This is a genomic window from Shinella sp. M27 (assembly GCF_049199905.1).
Classification (GTDB): domain Bacteria; phylum Pseudomonadota; class Alphaproteobacteria; order Rhizobiales; family Rhizobiaceae; genus Shinella.
The window spans coordinates 96,974-117,543 of record NZ_JBLZPK010000065.1 but is presented as its reverse complement, the minus strand read 5'-3'; the positions used below and the strand labels follow the sequence as shown (position 1 = coordinate 117,543).

Genomic DNA, 20,570 nt, shown 5'->3' with positions numbered 1-20,570 from the left:
CCCGCGGCCGTCTCCGGCCGCGTCTTTATTCGTCTTTTCTGGAAAGCCCTCAGGCGGCTTCCTTCTCGATGGACCACTTGCGCAGGATCTTGGCAGCGCGTTCTTCGCTGATCTCGACCATGCGGCTGAGGCGGCGCTCCGGGCCTTCCTTGACGCGACGGTTGAAGGCACCGTCGCCTTCGTCGCCGGCATTGAGCAGGTCGTCCGTGCTGTCGAAGCCGAAGTCCGCGCCGAAGCCGTCCATGAGCGTCGCACCGGGGCCGCCGATGCCGCCCGTTGCCGGGGAGAAGTCGGGCAGTTCGAGACCGGCTGCATCGCTTTCCAGCGCATTGCCCGCCGCAGCGCCACCGCCGGTGACCGACCGGACCGCCGGGCGAAGACCGAACCAGACCACGACCACGGCCACGCCGAGGAAGGCGAGCGCATTGATGATGCCACCGAGGTTGCGCGTCAGGGTTTCCATGACGCCCGGGCCCGGCACAGCCTCGTTGAGCAGCTGGTGATCGAGGAATTCCATCGCATTGATCGTAACGACGTCACCGCGCTCGGTGTTGAGGCCGGCCGCCGAGGAGACGATCTTCTGCATGTCGGCGATGTAGGCGTCGACCTTCGCCTGGTCGGCCGGTTCGCCGACCATAGCTGCGATGCGGGCGCGATTGACGACGACGGCAACGGAGAGCTTTTCGACCGCAAAGCCGTTGCGCGTGGTGGCGACGGTCTTGCTGTTGATCTCGTAATTGGTCTGCTCTTCCTTCTTGTCGGCCTCGTCGCTGGACTTCTGGCCGTCGGCCTTGCCCTGCGGGCCGCCCTGCGGAATGTTCTGCTCGACGGTCGCGGCCTTGTTGTCGGCCTGCTGCTGCGACTTCTGCGTTTCCCGCGTCACGCGGACCGAGCGCTCGACGCGCGATTCCGGATCGTAGACGGTTTCCTGGATCTGCTGGGAGTCGGTGTTGAGCGAGGCGGTAACGCTGGCGCGGAAATTATCCATGCCGAGGAAGGGCGCGAGCGCCTTCTCGATATTGCGCTCGACTTCGCTTTGGATGGTCTGGACGGCGGTCAGCGAGCGGTTTACCGCGCCGTTCTCGTCGTCGTCGCCGGAGGCGAGAAGCTGGCCGGCGGAATCGAGGATGGTCACGCCGTCCACTTCGAGGCCCGGAACGGAGGCGGCGACGAGGTGACGGATGGCGGCGGCCGACTCACGTCCGGCCTGCGCGCTCGCGCGGATCATGACGGAGGCAGTCGGCACCTGTTCGGCTTTGCGGAAATTGCCGCGCTCCGGCATCACGATATGGACGCGGGCGGCGGCGATGCCGGAAATCTGCTGGATGGTGCGGGCGATTTCACCTTCAAGGGCACGCACACGCGTCACTTCCTGCATAAAGGAGGTGAGGCCGAGAGAGCCGACCTTGTCGAAGAGCTCGTAGCCGGCATTCGCGCTGCTCGGCAGGCCGCGTTCGGCGAGATAGAGCCGTGCCTTGCCGGTCTGGCCGACGGGAACTTCGATGCTGTCGCCTGCGGTTCCGGTGTTGAAATCGATGTTGGCTTCAGCGAGCGCCAGGCTGATCTGGTTCATGTCGGACTTTTCCAGTCCGACATAGAGCGTCTCGTAGGAGGGCTTGTTCACCATGATCCCGGCGGCGAGCACAAGGCCGACCGAAAGGATGGCGGCGCCGGCCAGCATCGCAAGCTTCGCCTGCCCCAGCGAAGCCAGGTTCTTGTAGACTTTCGTCAACTGTTCCAACAGATTCATTCTGTTCCCGCACGGACTTGGCGTCTTGCCACCTGGCTAACATGCCGGTGCTTGCGAGACGCATTTTCAATTTCGTGGGACGGAGCCGGCACATTTCCGCACGCGCCGATCTGCCCCATGGAATACGCGGACCTAACTGATCCGGCCTGGAGACTAGACGGCGAAACTTGCGCGAGCATGGCGTAGCCGCGCGTGCGGAGCGGGCGCTCAAACGAAAGACGGCGCCGCAAGGGCGCCGTCTTGGTAAAGAATATCGTTCCAGATCAATCAGAACGCTTCGAAATCACCTGCGGCCTTGCCGAGCGGCTGAGAATGGCCGTGGCGCATGCCGTTGCTCAGCGCCTTCTGCATGTCGGCAAGCTTCACCAGGTTCAGCGCCGTCGTGATATCGACGATGCAGCTGTCGGGAATGCTGGCGGTGATCGTGTCGATGAACTCGGCAAGCCCGCGCGTCTTCTGGACGGCAAGGTCGATGCCCTGCAGAACCATCATGCGCTCGAAGGCATGTTCGGGCACATCGCCATGGATGGCGGCCAGCTGCGGCTCGATGCGCTCGATGAGATAGGCGACATCGTGCAGTTCGGACACGATGCGCATCAGCACATCCGGAAGGGCTTCCTCCATGGCATTTGCGGCACTCAGATACTCGGCTTGCATGGGTGACCCTTTTTTGTACGAGCCGGCGGATGATGGGACCGGCAACGCAATACTGTTCGTACATGTCCGTCCGGCGGCGAAACCGCCGCTCAGAAGAATTCGATCGAGCTTTCGGCGGGCTTTGCGACGGGGACCGGCCGCTGTTCCAGCGCCACCGTCTTCTGCGTTTCGACGCCCGTCAGCGCATATTGACGGGCCCGGCCGCTCGACGGCCAGTATTCCAGCTTGCGCCCGTGCTCGCCGCCCGTGCTTTCGCCCATGACCTTGATGCCTTCGTCCATCAGGAACTGGCGGGCGAACAGGGCATTCTGTTCGCCGACATTGGAGAAGCGGGCGATGGTGCGTGCGCCACCGAAGATCTTGGCTTCCAGCCGGTCGCGCCGCGCGCCCTGCTTCAGGAGGCCGTTGATCAGAAGTTCCATCAGATGCACGCCGTAGCGCGTGGCGTCGCCGCCCGAGGCCAGGGCCTCCGCGGAGCCCGGCAGCAGGAAGTGGTTCATGCCGCCGACGCCAATGACCGGGTCGCGCATGCAGGCGGCCACGCAAGACCCGAGAATGGTGGTGAGCACCACATTCGGGTCGTTGATGACCTTATATTCGCCCTGAATGACATGGACGCGGCGCGTCCCGGCGTCTGTTATCATTTCAATGCCCCGAACACGGCTTCGATGGCCGCCTTCATCTTTTCGATGGTGAACGGCTTGGCGAGAACGTTGTTCGCACCGAGGGCTGCCGCCTTCTGCACCAGCGCACGGTCGCCCTGTGCGGTGAGGATGATGAAGGCCGCCTTCTTGGTGTTGGGGTTCGACCGAACCGCCTGGAGGAATTCGATCCCGTCCATCTTCGGCATGTTGAAGTCGGAGATGACAAGATGATGCGGCTGCTGGGACATGATGGCCATGCCCTGCGCACCGTCACCGGCTGCCGTGATCTGCTTGAAGCCGAGCTGTTGCAGGGCATCACCCAGCAACAGGCGACTGGTCACCTGATCATCGACGATGAGGACTTTGATTTTTTCAGCGATAGACATTATTCGCTCCCTTCTCTGCGGGCGGCAGTGATCTTCAAGATTTCCTCCCCGATGGAGGAAAGTGGAAACTGGTGTTCGACTGCACCCAATTCGAAAGCCACTCTCGGCATTCCATAGACGACGCAGGTTTTTTCGTTCTGACCGATGGTCCGCGCCCCTGCATGGCGCATTTTCAGAAGGCCGCTCGCCCCGTCCCGGCCCATGCCGGTCAGGATGACGCCGACGGCGTTGCGGCCGGCAAGCTCGGCCACCGAATCGAACAGCACATCCACCGAAGGACGATGGCCGTTGACCGGATCGCGCTCGATCAACCGGCAGCATGGCGCATGCGGATTGGCGATCTGGAGATGACGGTCGCCGCCCGGCGCCAGATAGATTTTGCCGATCTCGAGCCGCGCACCGTCGGTCGCCTCCTGCACCACGGGCGCGCAGAGGCGGTTCAACCGCTCGGCAAAGCTCTTGGTGAAGGTCGGTGGCATATGCTGCGTGATGACGGTCGGCGGGCAGTTGACCGGGAATTTCTGCAAGACCGCGATCAGCGCCTCGACGCCGCCCGTCGACGAGCCGATGGCGACGACACGGCGGCCGGGCCGGTAGGCGGCGGCCGGATTGACGTTGGCCGAGGTCGGCGCCAGCGGCGGCGGTTCGGCGTGGAAGCGGCGCTGCGAACGGGCGGCGGCCTTCACCTTTTCGGCGAGGTCGCCGAACGGGCGGGCGTCCCCCGGCTGCGGCTTGCCGACGCAATCGAAGGCGCCGATTTCCAGCGCCATCAGCGAGGCCTCCGCACCGCGATGGGTGAGCGTCGAGACCATGATGACCGGCATCGGCCGAAGCTTCATGATCTTGTCGAGGAATTCGAGGCCGTTCATGTTCGGCATCTCGATATCCAGCGTCACGACGTCTGGATTGAGCTGCTTGATCGCGTTTCGGGCTTCCATGGCGTCGCCGGCCTGGCCGATGACGTTGACATCAGGATCGGAATTGAGCACGGCCGTGATGAGACCGCGCATGGTCGGAGAATCGTCGACGACGAGTACGCGCGCTGGTGCCATTATGCGCCCCTCCTATACTTGCCGGTGTAGCGGTAGGTCGTGATGCCGATATTGTCGAACTGGTTCTTCGCCTCGCCGGAGACGCGCTCGGAATGGCCGATATAGAGATGGCCGTTGTCGCCGAGCATGCCGGCAAAGCGCGACCAGATCTTCATCTGCGTCGGCTCGTCGAAATAGATGACGACGTTGCGGCAGAAGATGACGTCGAACGGCCCCTTGAACGGCCACTGGGCCATCAGGTTCAGCTCGTTATAGGTGATGAGCTTCTTCACCCGGTCGTCGACCTGCCACTTCTGGCGGCCGCCGCCGGCATCGACTTCGCGGAAGAACTGCTTGCGCATTGCCGGATTGACGGTTTCCAGCGCATTGGCGTCATAGGCGCCGGCGCGGGCGATCGCCAGGATCTTCGGGTCGATATCCGTCGCGAGAATGCGGAAGTCGTAGTCCGCCGCGTTCGGCATCATCGAGAGCACGGTGAGCGCGATCGAATAGGGTTCCTGCCCGTCCGAACAGGCCGCCGACCAGATGCGGACGCGGCCGCCGTTACGGGCCCGCGCCAGAAGATCCGGAAGGACGTCGCTTTTCAGATGGTCGAAGTGATGGTTCTCGCGGAAGAAGCGCGTGAAATTCGTCGTCAGATGCGACAGCATCTCCTTGCGGGGGCCGGCACCGGCGGGCGACGAGACGAGCGCGCAATATTCGCGAAACCCTTTGAGGCCGAGCTGGCGGATGTGCTTCGACAGGCGCGAATAGACGAGCGAGGCCTTGGTCTCGTTGAGATAGATGCCCGCATCGGCGTAGATCATGGCCGCAATCTCGGAGAGGTCCCTGCGGGTCAGCGGGTATTCGCCGCTGGCAAGGCACTCGTCCGGAGACTGTCTGCTATCGAAGGCCGGATGGGTCATGCAGCTTCGCTTTCGGAATGCGGGAAGAGGGCATCGAGTTCGATATTGCAGATCATCCGCCCTTCGAGGGCGAAGATACCGCGCGCATAGGCCTTGGCCGCCTCGTTGGCGATGTCGGGCGTCGGCTGCATGTTGTCGTCGGTCACGGTCAGGATGTCGGACACCGCATCAACCAGCAGGCCCACCACTTTCGGCCCGACCTGGGCGACGATGATGACGTGGCGCACCGTCGGCTCGGCCGGCTTCATGCCGAGCCGCAGCGACAGGTCGACGATCGGCAGCACGGCTCCGCGCAGGTTGATGATGCCGAGCACGTAGGGCGGCGCATGCGGCATCGACGTCGCGGGCGTCCAGCCACGGATCTCCCGGACCGACATGATGTTCACGCAGAACTCCTGATCGCCGATCCTGAAGGCGATCAGTTCGCGTCCGTGACTATGATTGTTGACCGCATACGACATTGGATGATCAACCCGTGGCAGCGAGCGAGACGTCTTGTTTCAGGGACTGGCCGCGCGAAGCGGCAACCACCGCGTCGACGTCCAGGATGAGAGCCACGCGGCCGTCGCCGAGAATAGTCGCGGCGGCGATGCCCGGCACGTGGGTGTAGTTGGCTTCCAGGCTCTTGATGACGACCTGGCGCTGGCCCTGGATCGCATCGACCATGAGGGCGCGCTGGCCGCCGCCTTCCGATTCGACGAGCAGGGCGACGCCCTCGATCGGATTGGCCTGCGTAGCGCGGAAGTTGAGAATCCGGCCGACATCCACCAGTGGGCAGAACGAGTTGCGGATCGAGATGAGCCGCTGCGAGGCACCGAAGGAATGGATGGCGGAGGCTTCCGGCTGCAGCGTCTCGACGATGGCCGTCAGCGGCACGACGAGCGTCTGGCCGGCGACCGTGACCACCATACCGTCGAGAACGGCGAGCGTCAGCGGCAGGCTCATGGTGAAGACCGAGCCCTGGCCGGGCTTCGAGGAGATCGAGATGCGGCCGCCAAGCGCCTGGATCGAGCGCTTGACAACATCCATGCCGACGCCGCGGCCGGACAAGTCAGACACCTTGTCGGCAGTCGAGAAGCCTGCGTGGAAGATCAGGTTGTCGATTTCCTCGTCCGACAGGTTGGCGTCGGCCGCGATCAGGTCGTTGTCGATGGCCTTCTGGCGCACCTTCTCGCGGTTGATGCCGGCGCCGTCGTCGGCTAGCTCAATGACGATGCGGCCCGAACGGTGCTTTGCCGTCAGGCGAACCGTGCCTTCCGGGTTCTTGCCGAGGGCTTCGCGCTTCTCGGGCATTTCGAGGCCGTGGTCGACCGCGTTGCGGATCATGTGCGTCAGCGGCTCGGCGAGCTTGTCGATGACGGTCTTGTCGACTTCGGTGTTCTCGCCTTCGGTGATGAGGCGGACCGACTTGCCGGTGATATCGGCGATTTCGCGGACGGTACGGGCCATGCGCTGGAAGACCGGCTTGACCGGCTGCGCGCGGATGGCCATGACCGAATCCTGGATCTCGCGGGTGAGCTGCTGCAGCTCTTCGAGACCCATATTGATCGAGGACGTGCCGTTGGCGTCGTTCTCGATGACGCTCTGCGAGAGCATCGCCTGGTTGATCACGAGTTCGCCGACGAGGTTGATCAGGCGATCGACGCGGTCGAGATCGACGCGGATCGTCTGGCCTGCGGCAGCGGCCTGGCTGGCCTGGGCGGCACTTGCCGCCGACGCGGCAGCGGAGGCTGCCTTGTTGTCGGCAGCGCGGCTTGCGGCCTGCGCGACCTTGGTGGCGGTTTCTGCGGCAGCGACGGCGGCGGCCGCGTCGCTTTCCATGACGGCCGGCTCGTCACCGGCGGCAGAGCCACCTTCGTCGAGCATCGACAGGTCGAAGGGCACCGGCTGCATCGGCTGTTCTTCGTTTTCCGTCACCTCGCCAACGACGTCTTCCTCGATGGTCTGGATATCGAGATCGCAATCCCACTCGGCGAATTCGAAGACGGAACGTACGCCGTCCTCGCCCTTTTCAGTGGTGACCGAGATCTTCCAGGAGAAATAGGCTTCCTCTGGGTTCATCTTGTCGAGAGTCGGCAGGGCGTCCATATCGCAATAGACGCTCATCTCGCCGAGGCGGGAGACGTCGCGCAGCAGGAGAACCGCTTCGTTGCCCTTGGCGTAGAGGTCCTTCTTCGGCTTGAAGGCGATCTGGACGGTCGGCATATAGTGGCCGACCGGCTCCTCGTCGAAATCACCGAAGGTGAACGGGATCGGCTGGAAGCCCTCGTCGTTGACCGGCGGCTTTTCGACCGCAACCGGCGCCGGGGCGGCCGCCTTGGGAGCAGCGGCTGCGGGCTTCGGGGCCGGAGCTTCGGCGGCGGCCGGAACCTCGCCATGGGCGAGCGCTTCCAGTTCGCGGATCAGGGTGCGGCTGCGCGCTTCATCGACGCTTCCGCCGTCGCGTGCCGCATTGGTCAGGTCCGCCAGGACGTCGGCCGATTTGAGCATGACCTTCAGGACATCCTGGGTCGGCTCCAGCTTGTTGGATCGAACGCAATCCAGTGTCGTCTCGAACACATGGGCGAAGGAGACGAGGTCATCGAGGCCGAATGCACCGGCACCGCCCTTGATCGAATGCACGGCACGAAACACGGCGTTGACCGTTTCCGGATCGCGATCCCCGTCATTCAGCTTCAAGAGACCGGATTCCAGTTCGGCGAGCTGCTCCTCGCATTCCTGGAAAAAGATCTCTTTGATTTCGTTCATATCCATCGGGAGTAATCCTGGCTGAGGGATTAGGCGGTAACGCGCTCGATTGCGTCGATCAGCTTGGTCGGATCGAAGGGCTTGACGATCCAGCCCGTCGCACCGGCCTGACGGGCGCGGTTCTTCTTTTCGGCATCGCTTTCGGTGGTCAGAACGAGGATCGGGATGGCCCGGAACTTCTCGTTGCGGCGCACGCCTTCGATGAAGCCGAAGCCATCGAGGCGCGGCATGTTGATGTCGGTGACGATGACGTCGGGATTGGCATTCTCGAGGACTTCAAGGCCCTCGACGCCGTCTTCCGCCTGGATGGTCTCGAAACCCGCATTGTTGAGGGTCACGAGAAGCATGTTCCGGATTGTCCTGGAATCATCCACGGTCAAAACTTTTTTCTTCATTGCCCAGCCTCCTGTGCCAGCAAGTGATCAATATTCACGCCGATAAGTTGCATTGTCTTCATGAAAGGGTCGGAAACCTTGCCGAAGGTGAAAGGCTTGCCTTCCTCCTCCCAGCTCTTGGCGCCGGCCATCAGAACCTGGACACAGAGCGCGCCGACCCGCTCGACCGCCGAGGCGTCGATGAGGAGCGGATTGCCCTTGAGGCCCATGAGCTGCTGGTGCAGCGCCGTCGCCTCGTTGAGATCGAGGACGGGGGCAAGGCTTAAACTTTTCTGAGCGGCTTTCTTGCTCGCCATTACCGGGTTCCTTGTTTGAGCCAGTGACTCGTGAGCCAGTTTCTGGGGCTGCGTCTGTCTGAGGTCATCGTTCCACCGTTCGGCGCGGGCGGCAGGCCTTCTTCCGAAGTCTGGCTGCGCACCGTGGAGAACCAGTGTCTGGGTTGCCGCTGCGCCATCTCAGCCTCCAAAGCCGACGGCGCGCGCCGTCAGGAAATCGAGGGGAGCAGCATCTGCCGCCATTGGCTCCGCAGCGGCGCGCGGCATCGCCGGGGCGGTGCGGACCGGGCGGACATCGCGCTGCGCCGAAACGCGGAATTCGCGGATCGTGCGGCCGAGTTCGAGGATGACGGTGTGCAGGTCCCGGCCTTCGGACCCGATGCGGCCGGCATCCGAGGCATCCGCTTCCAGCGCACGGCTGGTGCGGCCGAGATCGGCTGTGACGCCATCGAGCCCTTCGGCATCGACGGCGCTTTCGCGCACGATGCCGGTGATGGCGTCGTTGATGCCCTCGACCTGGCGCACGATGTTGCCGATGGCATCCTGCGTGCGATGGACGTGCTCAACGCCGGTCTCGACCTGCGACTTGGTGCTGGTGACCAGCTGCTTGATCTCGCGTGCCGCGTCCGCAGAACGCTGGGCAAGGGCCCGCACTTCCTGCGCGACGACAGCAAAACCGCGACCGCTGTCGCCGGCGCGGGCCGCCTCGATACCGGCGTTCAGCGCCAGGAGGTTGGTCTGGAAGGCGATCTCGTCGATCACGCCAATGATCTGGCCGATCTTTTCCGCCGACGCCTCGATATCGGCCATTGCCGACATGGCTTCGCCGACGATATTGCCGCTTTTGGTCACCGAATCCTGCGTTGCGAGGGCGGCGGACTGGGCCTTGCGGGTTTCATCGAGCGTCTGGCGCACGCGCCCGACGATGGCGCCGAGCGCATTGGCGGTTTCGATCAGGCTTGCCGACTGCTCGGCGGAGCGGGCCGAAAGGCTGCCAGCACCGGAAGCAAGCGCACCGACGAGGCGGTCGCCTTCGGTGGCGCGGTCGGCGGCGGAGGCAAGGTGCTTCTGGATCTCATCCAGCGCGCCGTTCAGCGTGTCGGCCATGTCGCGCCACGCCTCGGGCATCTCGCCGGAGACGCGGGCGGAAAAATCGAGGGTGGAGAGGCTGCGGATCGTATCGCCGAAGACGCGGTCGAGTTCCGCGCGGTCCTCACGGCGCTGTTCGCCCAGCGCCCGACCATGGGCGTGGCGCAGCTCGTTGAAACGCAGCGAAACGCCGATTTCCGCATCCACCATGGCGGTGCGGATGAAAGCGGAGACGAGTTCGGTCAGTTCTTTGCGGCGGGCCTTGCCGGCACCGGGCAGGATGGATTTCGGCCAGTATTCTTCGATGAGGCCGGATACGACCGTTTCAAGCACGACCGAATGGCCGGCAATGCGCCAGCGTGGGTCGAGGCCCATCTGGCTTTCGCTGTCGGAGAGGACTTTCACCCGCTCGGCATAGAGGCCGTCGAAGCGTGCGTCGGTCAGGACGCTCCAGTGGGAGCTCTGGAGGTCGTGCAGACGGTCGATCTGGCGCTCGCTCTGGAAGTGGCGGGCGGCATCGGGAAAAGTCTGGAAGCGCTGGAAGAGATCGCGAAGCGCGGTTTCGACATGCCGTTCGAGCGTCTGGCGGTGGCGGCGGAGCGTTTCGCCCTGGGCTGCTTCGACGCCGGCAAAGCGCAAACGGTCGCGCAGGCTGGCTGCCTGTCCCGTTCGAGCGTTTTCTGCCGGCATTTCCTGCACCAGTATGCTCCCAAACCAACGATGCCCGGTTGCGCTTGTGAGCGAACCGACCGAATTCTCGCATGGCGGAAAGGTTGCAAACCAAACGTGCTCTCAAAGCACGGGGCACCCGTCGATCCATGATCAAATTCTGTGAAACTCGAATACCGGCTTTGATCCGGTACGGCGGGTCGGCATCATGCCTGGGTGAGAAATGGCGAATTTCCCATTCCGACGCGTAGAACCATGTTTATGGTTAATTCCTTGCCTGAAGGTTAATGCTTTATGCCTTGCTTCGCGGATCGCTAAAATTAAACACACCGCCGTAACGTCAGCTACACGCAAGCTCGCGCGCGTAGGGTGTCCTTATGAACTGACAATGATGTCAGGAGGAACGGACAATGATTGTTCTGGCATTGGGCGCCACGGTAATTGCAGCGGTAACGCTGGCCGCCATCACGCTTCTTCTCGATATCGACGCCGGCCGCGCTCCGGCCAAGGCCCGGGTTTTCTAAACCCCGCCGGCAGCGATTATCATCCTCTATCGGCAAGCATGCGCCAGCGCGCCGCGTAATCCGCGGCGCCCGGCGGCAGGTCTTGCGCAATCGTGACAATCGAGGGCTCCGGCGCGCGACCTGCCGCAAGGCACGCGGCGCCGATGCTCGTGCCCGTGGCGCTGCCGCCGGCCAGCACGTTCCGGCCCGTCGCCACCCCCAGCATCATCAGGAAGGCTCGGTTGGCTGCAAACGGTCCCTCGACGATGACGGGGCCATCGGCACCGATGAGATCGAGGCAAGTCGTCGTCATCAGCGCGAGATGGAAGGTGATCACGGCCTGCGCCTCATCGTCGCTAAGGGCGTCGCGCGGAACGGTCCAGCGCGCTTTGCGGCCGGGATAGGGTCCGGACTCCTCCGGCATCGACGGCAGCAGCATGGCATCGCGGTCCAGCACGGCGGCGATGGCGGAGGCCGGAAGGTCGCCGGACTTGCCGCCCAGCGTCGAAAAGGCCCGGCCGCCCATGAAGCGCGAGGACGGCACGGGATCGCCGAGCGCGTTGACATTGATCAGCGTATCGCGCGCCTCGTCCAGGGCGACCGATTTTGCGCCAATCGCCATGACGACGACCCAGGTGCCGGTGGAGACCACCGCATAGGGCGCTTCTCGCGTTAGTACGTAAGGCAGCAGCGAGGCGTTGGAATCGTGGATACCGCAATGGACGGGCACGCCGGGCCTGAGACCCGTTGCCGCCGCGATGTCCGGGCGAAGCGGGCCTAGCACGTCGCCCGCCTTGCGCACCGGCGGCATCAGGTCCGTCCAGCCCTCGTCCGAAACGAGGCTGGAAAAGCGACCGTTGCGCGGTTCCCAGAGATCGGCGTGGCAGCCGAGCGAGGTCACCTCGCTGGCGGCAATGCCGGTCAGGCGGAAGGACCAGTATTGCGCATACATCAGGATATGGTGCGTTCTGGCGAAAGCCTCGGGGAAACGCTTTGACTGCCAGTAGATCTGCAGGCCGGCATTGAGGCCCATCGGCATGATCGGCGTCCCGCTCTCGGCGAAGGGCGGACGGATTTTTCGATAGGCCTCCGCAGCCTCCTGCGGGCCTTCGTGCTCATAGTCCAGGACCGGCAGGACAAGGTTGCCGTCCTCCCCGACCAGGGCAGCGGTCGCGCCATGGGTCGTGACGGAGATGGCGTCGATCGGGCGTTCTCGGTTCAGCGCGGCAAGGCTCTCGACGATGAAGGCCCAGAGCTTCTCCGCATCGAAATGCGGATAGGGCGCGGCATTGACCACGCCGTTCGGCATGGTGCGGGCGGCAACCTCGCGAAAGCTTTCGCCGTCGACGAGCACGACCTTGGCATTCGTCTTGCCGATATCGACGACGGCAATGGTCTTCATCGGCTCAATCCATATGGAAGACGGTGACGAGCGGCACGGCGACGGGCTCATTGTCCGGCTTCGTCTGCATGATGTCGGCCATGTGGGCCCACCAGCGCTTCATGACGGGATGGTTCGGCAGGTCCGTCATGGTGTGATCATCGCGCCGCCAGAGCACGCCGAAGAGCAGGTTCGTCTCCTCGTCGAGATGGATGGAGTAATCGGAGACGCCCGCCTCTTTGAGGAGCGCAGACAATTCCGGCCAGATCGCATCGTGCCGCGCTTTATATTCATCTTGCATGCCGGGATTGAGCCGCATGCGAAACGCATATTTCTCCATGGCTCAATGGCTCCTGCGGCCACGGAAACGGCGATAGAGGATCGGCAGCGCGATCACCGAAATCAGCAGCAGGCCGATGAAGATCGACATGACGATGCCGGGCACGTTGAGCAGGCCGAAGCCGAAAGTCACCATACCCATGATGAGGGCCGCCAGCACAACGCCGGGGATGGTGCCGGAGCCGCCCAGAATATTGACGCCGCCGAGCACGACCATCGTTACCACTTCCAGCTCCCAGCCGAGCGCGATGGAGGGGCGCGTCGAGCCGAGACGGGCCGTCAGGCAGATCGAGGCGATGGCGGCCATCAGGCCGGTCAGCAGGAAGAGCACGAATTTCACCCGGCCGACACGCACGCCGGAGAAAAGCGCGGCCGTCTGGTTGTTGCCGATGGCATAAACGGTACGGCCGAAACTCGTCTTGTGCAGCACCACGCCATAGATGACGGCGAGCAGAACGAAGAGGCAGAACTCGAAGGAGAAGACCCACCAGACATAGCCCTGGCCGAACCAGGAGAAGCTTGCGGGATAGCCGGTGAAGGCCTGGTCGCCGAGGATGAGGAAGGAGAGGCCACGGAAGAGGCTCATCGTGCCGATGGTGACGACGATCGAGGGCAGGCCGAGGCCGGTGACGAGCAGGCCGTTGAAGGCGCCGCAGAGAAGGCCAGTGGCGAGGCCGATCATGACGAGTGCGGGCGTATCAAAGCCGAGTTGCACGGCGTAGCCCATCACCGTCGAGGTGAGCGCGATGATCGAGGCGACGGAGAGGTCGATTTCGCCCGATATGATGACCAGCGCCATGGCGAAGGCGATCATCGCCTTTTCGGTGAAGTTGAAGGTCGCGTCCGACAGGTTCCACGGATCGAGGAAATAGGGCGAGGCGAAGGAGTTCACAAGGAAGATCGCCAGCGCCACGGCGACCAGCAGCGTCTCCCAGCTTTTGATGAGGCGCGCGCCGCGGCTTTCCAGCCGGTCGGGGATGTGGCGTGCAATCGTCTGGACGTCAGCCATGGACGGCCTCCGCTTTCCTGAGAATGACCCGGCCCTTGCGCTTTTCGGCACGCGCATTGACGGCGACGGCGATGATGATGACCGTGCCTGATATCGCCATCTGGGCGAAGGGCGAGATGTTGATGACGGGCAGCGCGTTCTTGATCACACCGAGGAACAGCGCGCCGAGCACCGCGCCGCCGACCGAGCCGATACCGCCGGCAATCGACACGCCGCCGATGACGCAGGCCGCGATGATATCGAGCTCAAAGCCGGCGGCTATATCGACATAGGCGACGGCATAGCGCGAGACCCAGAGATAACCCGAAAGGCCGGCCAGCGTGCCCGACAGACAATAGGCGAGGAAACGCGTGCGGCCGACATCGATGCCCGTATAAACAGCAGCATGCGGATTGCCGCCGAGCGCGAAGAAGGCGCGGCCGAGCGGCGTGCGGCGCATGACGACGACCATGATGGCGATGATGACCAGCGACAGCCAGGAAAGCAGCGGGAAGCCGAGCAATGTGGCACGCGGCAAAGCCTTGAAGGCATCGCTCATCTGATGCGCATTGATCCAGGCGCCGCCGGACAGCAGAAAGATCAGGCCGCGGTAGATGGTGAGCGTACCGAGTGTGACGACGATCGGCGGAATGTCGAGCTTCCAGACGAGCAGGCCGTTGATCGAACCGAGAAACGCCCCGAGCGCGACGGCGGCGAGAATGATCAGCGGCACGGGCAGGCCGGGGAACGCGGCGTTGAGCATGGCGGCCGCCATACCCGACAGGGCGAGGTTGGCGGCCATCGATAGATCGATGCAGCGTGTCAGGATGACGGCCATCTGGCCGAGCGCCAGAATGATCAGGATCGACGTGTCATTATAGACATTGGCGAGATTGCCCGGCGCCACAAAGGGCGGGAAGCGGATGGCGATCAGCACCAGCAGCGCGATGATGGCGACGACCAGCAGCATTTCGCGGTTTTTGAGGAGAAGCTTCATCACGCGGTCTCCTGAATGCCGGCGGCGGCGCGCACGAGTTTCTCGGCCGTCAGCTCCGCGCGCTCGAAACGGCCGGCGATGCGGCCCTCGCGCATCACGATGACGCGGTCGGCCATGCCCATGATTTCGGGGATTTCCGAGGAGACCATGATGACGCTGAGTCCCGAGGCGGCAAGCTCGCTCATGAAAGCATGCACGGCGGCCTTGGAACCGATGTCGATGCCCTTGGTCGGCTCATCGAGGATGATGACCTTCGGCCGCGTCGCCAGCCATTTGGCGATGACCACCTTCTGCTGGTTGCCGCCCGAGAGCGTGCCGACGTCCTGATCGAGCGAGGCGGCGCGCAGATCGAGCCGCGCCGTATATTCCCGCGCCAGGGCAAATTCCTCCGCCATGCGCAAAAATCCTGAGCGCGAGGTGCGCGACAGCGAGGGCAGCGTGACGTTCTGGAAGATCGGCAGGCCGATGATCGCGCCCTGCCGGCCACGTTCTTCCGGCACATAGACGATGCCGGCTTCGATGGCTTCGGCCGGCGAGCGGATGACCTTGATCTCGCCATCCAGCCGGATCGCGCCGGCCGACGGCCTGGTGATGCCGATCAGCGACTGCATGAATTCCGAGCGGCCGGCGCCGACGAGACCGTAGAAACCGAGGATTTCGCCGCGGCGCAGCTCGAAATTGATGTCCTCGAATTCCGTCGGGTGACGATAGCCGGAGACGGTGAGCACCGGCTCGCCGATGGCGACTTCCTGCTTGGGAAAGACCTGTCCGACATCGCGCCCGACCATCTGGCGCACCAGCTCGTCCTGCATCGTTTCCGAGATCAGCCCCTCGCCCACCATGCGCCCGTCGCGGAAGACGGTGTAGCGGTCGGCGATGCGGAAGATCTCGTCGAACTTGTGGCTGATGAAGAGGATCGCCTTGCCGTCCGCCTTCAGCCGGTCGACCAGCTCGTAAAGCTCGTGGATTTCCTTGTGCGACAACGCCGCCGTCGGCTCGTCCATGATGACGACGCGCGCATCGATGGAGAGCGCACGGGCGATGGCGACGAGATGCTTGTTGGCGATACCGAGATCGCGCAAACGGATCGACGGGTCGAGATCGGCACCGACGCGCGACAGCAGCGCGCGCGCATCCGCATTCATCTTTTTCCAGTCGATGAGGGCGAAGCCGTTGCGCGGGGCATGGCCGAGAAAAATGTTTTCCGCGACCGACAGCTCGTCGAACAGCACGGTCTCCTGATGGATCGCCGTCACGCCGGCTTTGGCGGCAGCATTGGCGGTCGGGAATTGGGTCTCTGCGCCATCGACACGGATGGTGCCCTCGTCGGGCTGGTAGATGCCGGTGAGGATTTTCACCAGCGTCGACTTGCCGGCGCCGTTCTCGCCGACCAGCGCCGTCACCGAGCCGGGATAGAGCGAGAGCGAAACGTCCGACAGCGCGCGCACGCCGGGAAATGATTTCGAGATCCCCTCGAGCGCGACGGCGGGCCTGGTCCGCGATATGGTCGTGTCCTGCAGCAAGTCTCGGTCCACCGGAATTTCGGTTACAATCGCCCGGCCACCGGCATGGCCGGTTCGGGCAGGATCAGCATGTCACGGAGAATGCCCCTCCCCCAGAGGGGAAGGGGCGGATTTCTCGCAAGATCAGAAGATCTTGGCGAATTCCTCGACGTTCTTGGCATCGTAGATGAACGGATCGGCCATGGCGCCTTCGTTCTTGTCGTCGAGCTTTACGGTGCCCATGCGGCCCATCTTCAGCTCCGCGCCGGGCTTCGCTTCCGCGCCGCCGATCAGGTCGTTGGCGATCATCGTGGCGGAGTAGCCGAGATCGATCGGGTTCCAGATCGCGAAGGACTTGGAGGCGCCCGACTTCACGTGACCGGCCATTTCCGAGGGAAGGCCGAGGCCTGTGACGTTGATCTGGCCGATCTTGCCGGCGTCGGTGACGGCCTGGGCGGCCGCGACGATGCCCACCGAGGTCGGCGCGATGATCGCCTTCAGGTTCGGATGCGACTGGATGAGGCCCTGCGTCTCACGGTAGGACTTGTCGGCAAGGTCGTCGCCATAGACGGTCGCCACGACATTGATGCCCTTGTAGTTCGGCAGCACCTTGTTCATTTCCTCGATCCAGACGTTCTGGTTCGTCGAGGTGGCGGTGGCCGAGAGCACGGCGACGTCACCGCCCTCGGGCAGGTTGTCGGCGGCGAGCTTGATGATCATGTTGCCGATCAGCGGGTTCGACGACGGGTTGAGGTGCATCAGGCGGCCTTCAGGGGCGACGCCCGAATCCCAGGAGATGACCTTGATGCCGCGGTCCATGGCCTTCTTGAGGGCCGGTACCAGCGCGTTGGTGTCGTTTGCCGAAACGGCGATGGCATCGACCTTCTGGGCGATCAGCGAATTGATCACCTCGATCTGGCCTTCGGCGGTCGTCGTCGTCGGGCCGGTATAGATGACCTCGACATCGCCGAGTTCTTTGGCGGCTTCCTGCGCGCCCTTGTTGGCAGCCTCGAAGAAGCCGATGCCGAGCGCCTTGACGACGAGCGCGATCTTCTTGGTTTCCGCCTGCGCGGTCGCCATCATCGCGACCGAAACGGCCGCCGTCACGAGTAAGGTTTTCAGAATTTTCACGTCATTTCCTCCCAGTGAAAAATCAACCCTCCGGCCTCATGCCGATGAGGATGCAGTCTCCGATTTGGCGCTCGCCTGAACGTTGGCGACGATCAGGTTGACGCCGGCCTCCTCCAGCATCGCGGCATCCCTGTCCTCGATGCCCGAATCCGTGATGATGGTGGCAATGCGCTTCAGGCCGCACAGGATGAGGCTGGAGCGCTTGCGGAACTTGGTGGAATCGACCAGCACGACGAGCTCGTCGGCCTGATCGATCAGCTTCTGCTCGGCCTGGATGAGCAGCGGATCGGCCTCCATCAGGCCGAGCGGGCCGATGCCCTGCGCACCCATGAACATGCGGCGCGCATAGAAATTGCGCGTCACGTCATTGTCGAAGGGGCTGAGCACGATGTTCTGCTCGCGATAGATCGTGCCGCCGGACAGCATGATCGTGTTCTTCGAATGCTTCAGCAGGTGTTCGGCGATGTTGAACGAGTTGGTGAAGACCTGCATGCGGCGGTTGGTCAGGAAATGCACCATCTGGAAGGTGGTCGTGCCACCATTGATGATGATCGGATCGCCGTCCTCGCAGAGCGCCACCGCCTCCTTGGCGATCGCCTGCTTCTGGCGGGTGTTCAGCGTCTCGTTGACCGTGAAGGGCCGGCCGGCAAGGCCGACGAACTGCGGCGGATGCAGCGCTTCCGCCCCGCCGCGCACCCGGCGCAGCCTCTTCTGCACATGCAGCGCCGCGATATCGCGCCGGATCGTCGCCTCGGAACTGTCCGTCAGGTCCACAAGCTCAGGCACGGTCACGACCGGCTTCTCCTGAACGGCGGACAGAATGATCCGATGTCTTTCCTTCTCGTGCATGGCTCCTCCAGTGCTCGCAATGCTTCCATCAGGATCGCGCATTGTCAATCACAATCAATCATATTTTTTCATTGTGCAGTGCAATATGATTGTTTTTGATCGTTTATGATTGACATCGGCAAAAATCCCGTGTGATCTGAAAGCATGCCGTCGAGCACCGCGATAGGTGCTGCCACGAGAAATACCGGGAGGAAATGCCGATGCTGGACAAGAACCAGGGCGCACGCCTTGCAAACCTGTGGGATGACGCCAAGGCGTCAGCCATGAGCGAGCCCGAGCGTCTGCTCTATCGCTCCAACTTGCTCGGCTCCGACAAGCGCATCACCAATTACGGCGGCGGCAACACCTCGGCGAAGGTCATCGAGAAGGATCCGCTCGGCGCCGGCAATGTCGAGGTGCTCTGGGTCAAGGGCTCGGGCGGCGACGTCGGCACGATCAAGATGGACGGCTTCGCCACGCTCTACATGGACAAGCTGAACGCGCTCAAGGGCCTCTATCGCGGCCTCGAGCACGAGGACGAGATGGTGGGCTACCTCCCCCATTGCACCTTCAACCTCAACCCGCGTGCCGCCTCCATCGACACGCCGCTGCACGCCTATGTGCCGAAAAAGCATGTCGACCACATGCATCCCGACGCGATCATCGCCATCGCCGCCGCGAAGAATTCGCGTGAGCTGACGCAAAAAATCTTCGGCGACGATATCGGCTGGCTGCCCTGGAAGCGCCCCGGCTATGAATTGGGCCTGTGGCTCGAAAAATTCTGCCTGGAAAACCCCAATGCGCGCGGCCTCGTGCTGGAAAGCCACGGCCTCTTCACCTGGGGCGATACGGCCAAGGAATGCTACGAGACGACGGTCGAGATCATCAACAAGGCGATCGCCTGGTTCGAGGGCAACAACACGGCCCCGGCTTTCGGTGGTGCGGTGAAGCCGGTTCTGGCACCCGCTGAGCGCCGCGCAGTCGCCGAAAAACTGATGCCGGTCATTCGCGGCATGATCAGCAAGGATGAGAAGAAGGTCGGCCATTTCGACGACAGCAGCGCCGTGCTCGACTTCGTCACGGCGAAGGACCTCGCCCCGCTCGCGGCGCTTGGCACCAGCTGCCCGGACCACTTTTTGCGCACGAAAATCCGGCCGCTCGTCGTCGATTTCGATCCGGCCAATCCTGATATCGACAAGACGCTGGCCGGTCTGGACGATGCCGTCGCCGCCTACCGCGCCGACTATGCCGCCTATTACGAGCGCTGCAAGCGCGCCAACAGCCCCGGCATGCGCGACCCCAATGCAGTCGTCTATCTCGTGCCCGGCGTCGGCATGATCACCTTTGCCAAGGACAAGGCGACGGCGCGCATTTCCGGCGAGTTCTACGTCAACGCCATCAACGTGATGCGCGGCGCGTCCGGTGTCTCGGACTATGTCGGCCTGCCAGAACAGGAAGCCTTCGACATCGAATACTGGCTGCTGGAGGAAGCAAAACTCCAGCGCATGCCGAAGCCCAAGAGCCTCGCCGGCCGCATCGCGCTGGTCACCGGCGGCGCCGGCGGCATCGGCAAGGCGACGGCGAACCGGCTGATGGCGGAAGGCGCCTGCGTGGTGCTGGCCGATATCGACGAGGCCGCCCTTGCCGAGGCGCAGAGCGAGCTTGCCGGCCGCTACGGCAAGGATGTCGTGCGCTCGGTCGCCATGAACGTCACCGACGAGGCGCTGGTCGCCAAAAGCTTTGCCGATACGCTGGTCGAATTCGGCGGTCTCGACATTCTCGTTTCCAATGCGGGCCTCGCCTCCTCCGCCGTCATCGAGAACACGACGCTCGAACTCTGGAACAAGAATATCGGTATTCTCGCGACAGGCTACTTCCTCGTCTCGCGCGAAGCCTTCCGCATCTTCCGCCGGCAGAAGGCGGGCGGCAACGTCGTCTTCGTCGCCTCCAAGAACGGCCTTGCCGCCTCCCCCGGCGCCTCGGCCTATTGCACGGCGAAGGCCGCCGAAATCCATCTCGCCCGCTGCCTCGCGCTCGAAGGCGCCTCCGAGCAAATCCGCGTCAACGTGGTGAACCCGGATGCCGTGCTGCGCGGCTCGAAGATCTGGTCCGGCGAGTGGAAGGAACAGCGCGCGGCGATCTACAAGACCGACACGGAAGGTCTGGAGGCGCTTTACCGCGAGCGCTCCATGCTCAAACTCTCTGTCTTCCCGGAGGATATCGCTGAGGCCATCTACTTCCTCGCCTCCGATATGTCGGCGAAATCGACCGGCAACATCGTCAATGTCGACGCGGGCAATGCCCAGTCCTTCACGCGCTGAGGAATTTTTC

General features: G+C 63.4%; 19 protein-coding genes. 1 reads left to right on the top strand and 18 read right to left on the bottom strand.

Features of this window, described 5'->3' with window-relative positions; all coding sequences use genetic code 11:
- Positions 1-49 precede the first annotated feature (49 nt).
- The 18 genes from fliF to ACOZK4_RS24265 form a co-directional block, all read right to left on the bottom strand.
- Positions 50-1,750, bottom strand: a complete 1,701-nt coding sequence (gene fliF, locus ACOZK4_RS24350) for a flagellar basal-body MS-ring/collar protein FliF (RefSeq protein WP_313523544.1) — start codon at positions 1,748-1,750, stop codon at positions 50-52.
- 267 nt (positions 1,751-2,017) lie between these two features.
- Positions 2,018-2,407 (bottom strand): chemotaxis protein CheT, encoded by a 390-nt coding sequence (gene cheT, locus ACOZK4_RS24345; RefSeq protein WP_313523542.1) that lies wholly within the window; start codon positions 2,405-2,407, stop codon positions 2,018-2,020.
- A gap of 89 nt (positions 2,408-2,496) precedes the next feature.
- On the bottom strand, positions 2,497-3,051 hold the full coding sequence (cheD, locus tag ACOZK4_RS24340) for a chemoreceptor glutamine deamidase CheD (protein WP_421594283.1): 555 nt from the start codon (positions 3,049-3,051) through the stop codon (positions 2,497-2,499).
- Positions 3,048-3,437 (bottom strand): response regulator, encoded by a 390-nt coding sequence (locus ACOZK4_RS24335; protein ID WP_298099611.1) that lies wholly within the window; start codon positions 3,435-3,437, stop codon positions 3,048-3,050. The genes cheD and ACOZK4_RS24335 overlap by 4 nt, the downstream gene beginning before the upstream one ends.
- A complete protein-coding gene (cheB, locus tag ACOZK4_RS24330; RefSeq protein WP_421594365.1) occupies positions 3,437-4,492 on the bottom strand; it encodes a protein-glutamate O-methylesterase CheB in 1,056 nt (351 codons plus the stop codon). The genes ACOZK4_RS24335 and cheB overlap by 1 nt, the downstream gene beginning before the upstream one ends.
- Entirely contained in the window at positions 4,489-5,394 is a 906-nt protein-coding gene (gene cheR, locus ACOZK4_RS24325) for a protein-glutamate O-methyltransferase CheR (protein WP_421594281.1), read from the bottom strand. The genes cheB and cheR overlap by 4 nt, the downstream gene beginning before the upstream one ends.
- On the bottom strand, positions 5,391-5,855 hold the full coding sequence (locus tag ACOZK4_RS24320; protein ID WP_421577851.1) for a chemotaxis protein CheW: 465 nt from the start codon (positions 5,853-5,855) through the stop codon (positions 5,391-5,393). The genes cheR and ACOZK4_RS24320 overlap by 4 nt, the downstream gene beginning before the upstream one ends.
- A 7-nt stretch (positions 5,856-5,862) precedes the next feature.
- Positions 5,863-8,148, bottom strand: a complete 2,286-nt coding sequence (locus ACOZK4_RS24315; protein ID WP_421594280.1) for a chemotaxis protein CheA — start codon at positions 8,146-8,148, stop codon at positions 5,863-5,865.
- A gap of 23 nt (positions 8,149-8,171) precedes the next feature.
- Positions 8,172-8,537, bottom strand: coding sequence for a chemotaxis response regulator CheY1 (cheY1, locus tag ACOZK4_RS24310; RefSeq protein ID WP_117368143.1), 366 nt, complete (start codon positions 8,535-8,537; stop codon positions 8,172-8,174).
- Positions 8,534-8,833: an STAS domain-containing protein gene (locus tag ACOZK4_RS24305; protein WP_313532805.1), complete on the bottom strand. Its 300-nt coding sequence runs from the start codon at positions 8,831-8,833 to the stop codon at positions 8,534-8,536. The genes cheY1 and ACOZK4_RS24305 overlap by 4 nt, the downstream gene beginning before the upstream one ends.
- Before the next feature lie 159 nt (positions 8,834-8,992).
- Positions 8,993-10,591: a globin-coupled sensor protein gene (locus tag ACOZK4_RS24300; protein ID WP_421594277.1), complete on the bottom strand. Its 1,599-nt coding sequence runs from the start codon at positions 10,589-10,591 to the stop codon at positions 8,993-8,995.
- Between the two features lie 522 nt (positions 10,592-11,113).
- Entirely contained in the window at positions 11,114-12,475 is a 1,362-nt protein-coding gene (locus ACOZK4_RS24295) for an FGGY-family carbohydrate kinase (RefSeq protein WP_421594275.1), read from the bottom strand.
- 4 nt (positions 12,476-12,479) lie between these two features.
- Positions 12,480-12,794, bottom strand: a complete 315-nt coding sequence (rhaM, locus tag ACOZK4_RS24290; protein WP_421594273.1) for an L-rhamnose mutarotase — start codon at positions 12,792-12,794, stop codon at positions 12,480-12,482.
- Between the two features lie 3 nt (positions 12,795-12,797).
- A complete protein-coding gene (locus ACOZK4_RS24285) occupies positions 12,798-13,802 on the bottom strand; it encodes an ABC transporter permease (protein WP_421594271.1) in 1,005 nt (334 codons plus the stop codon).
- A complete protein-coding gene (locus ACOZK4_RS24280) occupies positions 13,795-14,781 on the bottom strand; it encodes an ABC transporter permease (RefSeq protein ID WP_421594269.1) in 987 nt (328 codons plus the stop codon). Before ACOZK4_RS24280 ends, ACOZK4_RS24285 begins: the two co-directional genes overlap by 8 nt.
- On the bottom strand, positions 14,778-16,301 hold the full coding sequence (locus tag ACOZK4_RS24275; RefSeq protein ID WP_421594268.1) for a sugar ABC transporter ATP-binding protein: 1,524 nt from the start codon (positions 16,299-16,301) through the stop codon (positions 14,778-14,780). The genes ACOZK4_RS24280 and ACOZK4_RS24275 overlap by 4 nt, the downstream gene beginning before the upstream one ends.
- Positions 16,302-16,424: 123 nt before the next feature.
- The gene (gene rhaS, locus ACOZK4_RS24270) at positions 16,425-17,411 is read right to left on the bottom strand and encodes a rhamnose ABC transporter substrate-binding protein (RefSeq protein ID WP_313528856.1); all 987 of its coding nucleotides are present in this window, start codon (positions 17,409-17,411) and stop codon (positions 16,425-16,427) included.
- A gap of 36 nt (positions 17,412-17,447) precedes the next feature.
- Positions 17,448-18,260: a DeoR/GlpR family DNA-binding transcription regulator gene (locus ACOZK4_RS24265; protein ID WP_257949825.1), complete on the bottom strand. Its 813-nt coding sequence runs from the start codon at positions 18,258-18,260 to the stop codon at positions 17,448-17,450.
- 200 nt (positions 18,261-18,460) lie between these two features.
- Here ACOZK4_RS24265 and ACOZK4_RS24260 point away from each other — a divergent pair, with 200 nt between their 5' ends.
- Entirely contained in the window at positions 18,461-20,560 is a 2,100-nt protein-coding gene (locus tag ACOZK4_RS24260; RefSeq protein WP_421594266.1) for a bifunctional rhamnulose-1-phosphate aldolase/short-chain dehydrogenase, read from the top strand.
- Positions 20,561-20,570: the final 10 nt, after the last annotated feature.

Coding starts and splice junctions, on each gene's coding strand:
- ACOZK4_RS24295 (WP_421594275.1), bottom strand. CDS start 12,475: ATGAAGACCATTGCCGTCGTCGATATCGGCAAGACGAATGCCAAGGTC.
- ACOZK4_RS24300 (WP_421594277.1), bottom strand. CDS start 10,591: ATGCCGGCAGAAAACGCTCGAACGGGACAGGCAGCCAGCCTGCGCGAC.
- ACOZK4_RS24320 (WP_421577851.1), bottom strand. CDS start 5,855: ATGTCGTATGCGGTCAACAATCATAGTCACGGACGCGAACTGATCGCC.
- cheY1 (WP_117368143.1), bottom strand. CDS start 8,537: ATGAAGAAAAAAGTTTTGACCGTGGATGATTCCAGGACAATCCGGAAC.
- ACOZK4_RS24265 (WP_257949825.1), bottom strand. CDS start 18,260: ATGCACGAGAAGGAAAGACATCGGATCATTCTGTCCGCCGTTCAGGAG.
- rhaM (WP_421594273.1), bottom strand. CDS start 12,794: ATGGAGAAATATGCGTTTCGCATGCGGCTCAATCCCGGCATGCAAGAT.
- cheT (WP_313523542.1), bottom strand. CDS start 2,407: ATGCAAGCCGAGTATCTGAGTGCCGCAAATGCCATGGAGGAAGCCCTT.
- fliF (WP_313523544.1), bottom strand. CDS start 1,750: ATGAATCTGTTGGAACAGTTGACGAAAGTCTACAAGAACCTGGCTTCG.
- cheD (WP_421594283.1), bottom strand. CDS start 3,051: ATGATAACAGACGCCGGGACGCGCCGCGTCCATGTCATTCAGGGCGAA.
- ACOZK4_RS24260 (WP_421594266.1), top strand. CDS start 18,461: ATGCTGGACAAGAACCAGGGCGCACGCCTTGCAAACCTGTGGGATGAC.
- ACOZK4_RS24305 (WP_313532805.1), bottom strand. CDS start 8,833: ATGGCGAGCAAGAAAGCCGCTCAGAAAAGTTTAAGCCTTGCCCCCGTC.
- ACOZK4_RS24335 (WP_298099611.1), bottom strand. CDS start 3,437: ATGTCTATCGCTGAAAAAATCAAAGTCCTCATCGTCGATGATCAGGTG.
- ACOZK4_RS24315 (WP_421594280.1), bottom strand. CDS start 8,148: ATGGATATGAACGAAATCAAAGAGATCTTTTTCCAGGAATGCGAGGAG.
- cheR (WP_421594281.1), bottom strand. CDS start 5,394: ATGACCCATCCGGCCTTCGATAGCAGACAGTCTCCGGACGAGTGCCTT.
- ACOZK4_RS24285 (WP_421594271.1), bottom strand. CDS start 13,802: ATGGCTGACGTCCAGACGATTGCACGCCACATCCCCGACCGGCTGGAA.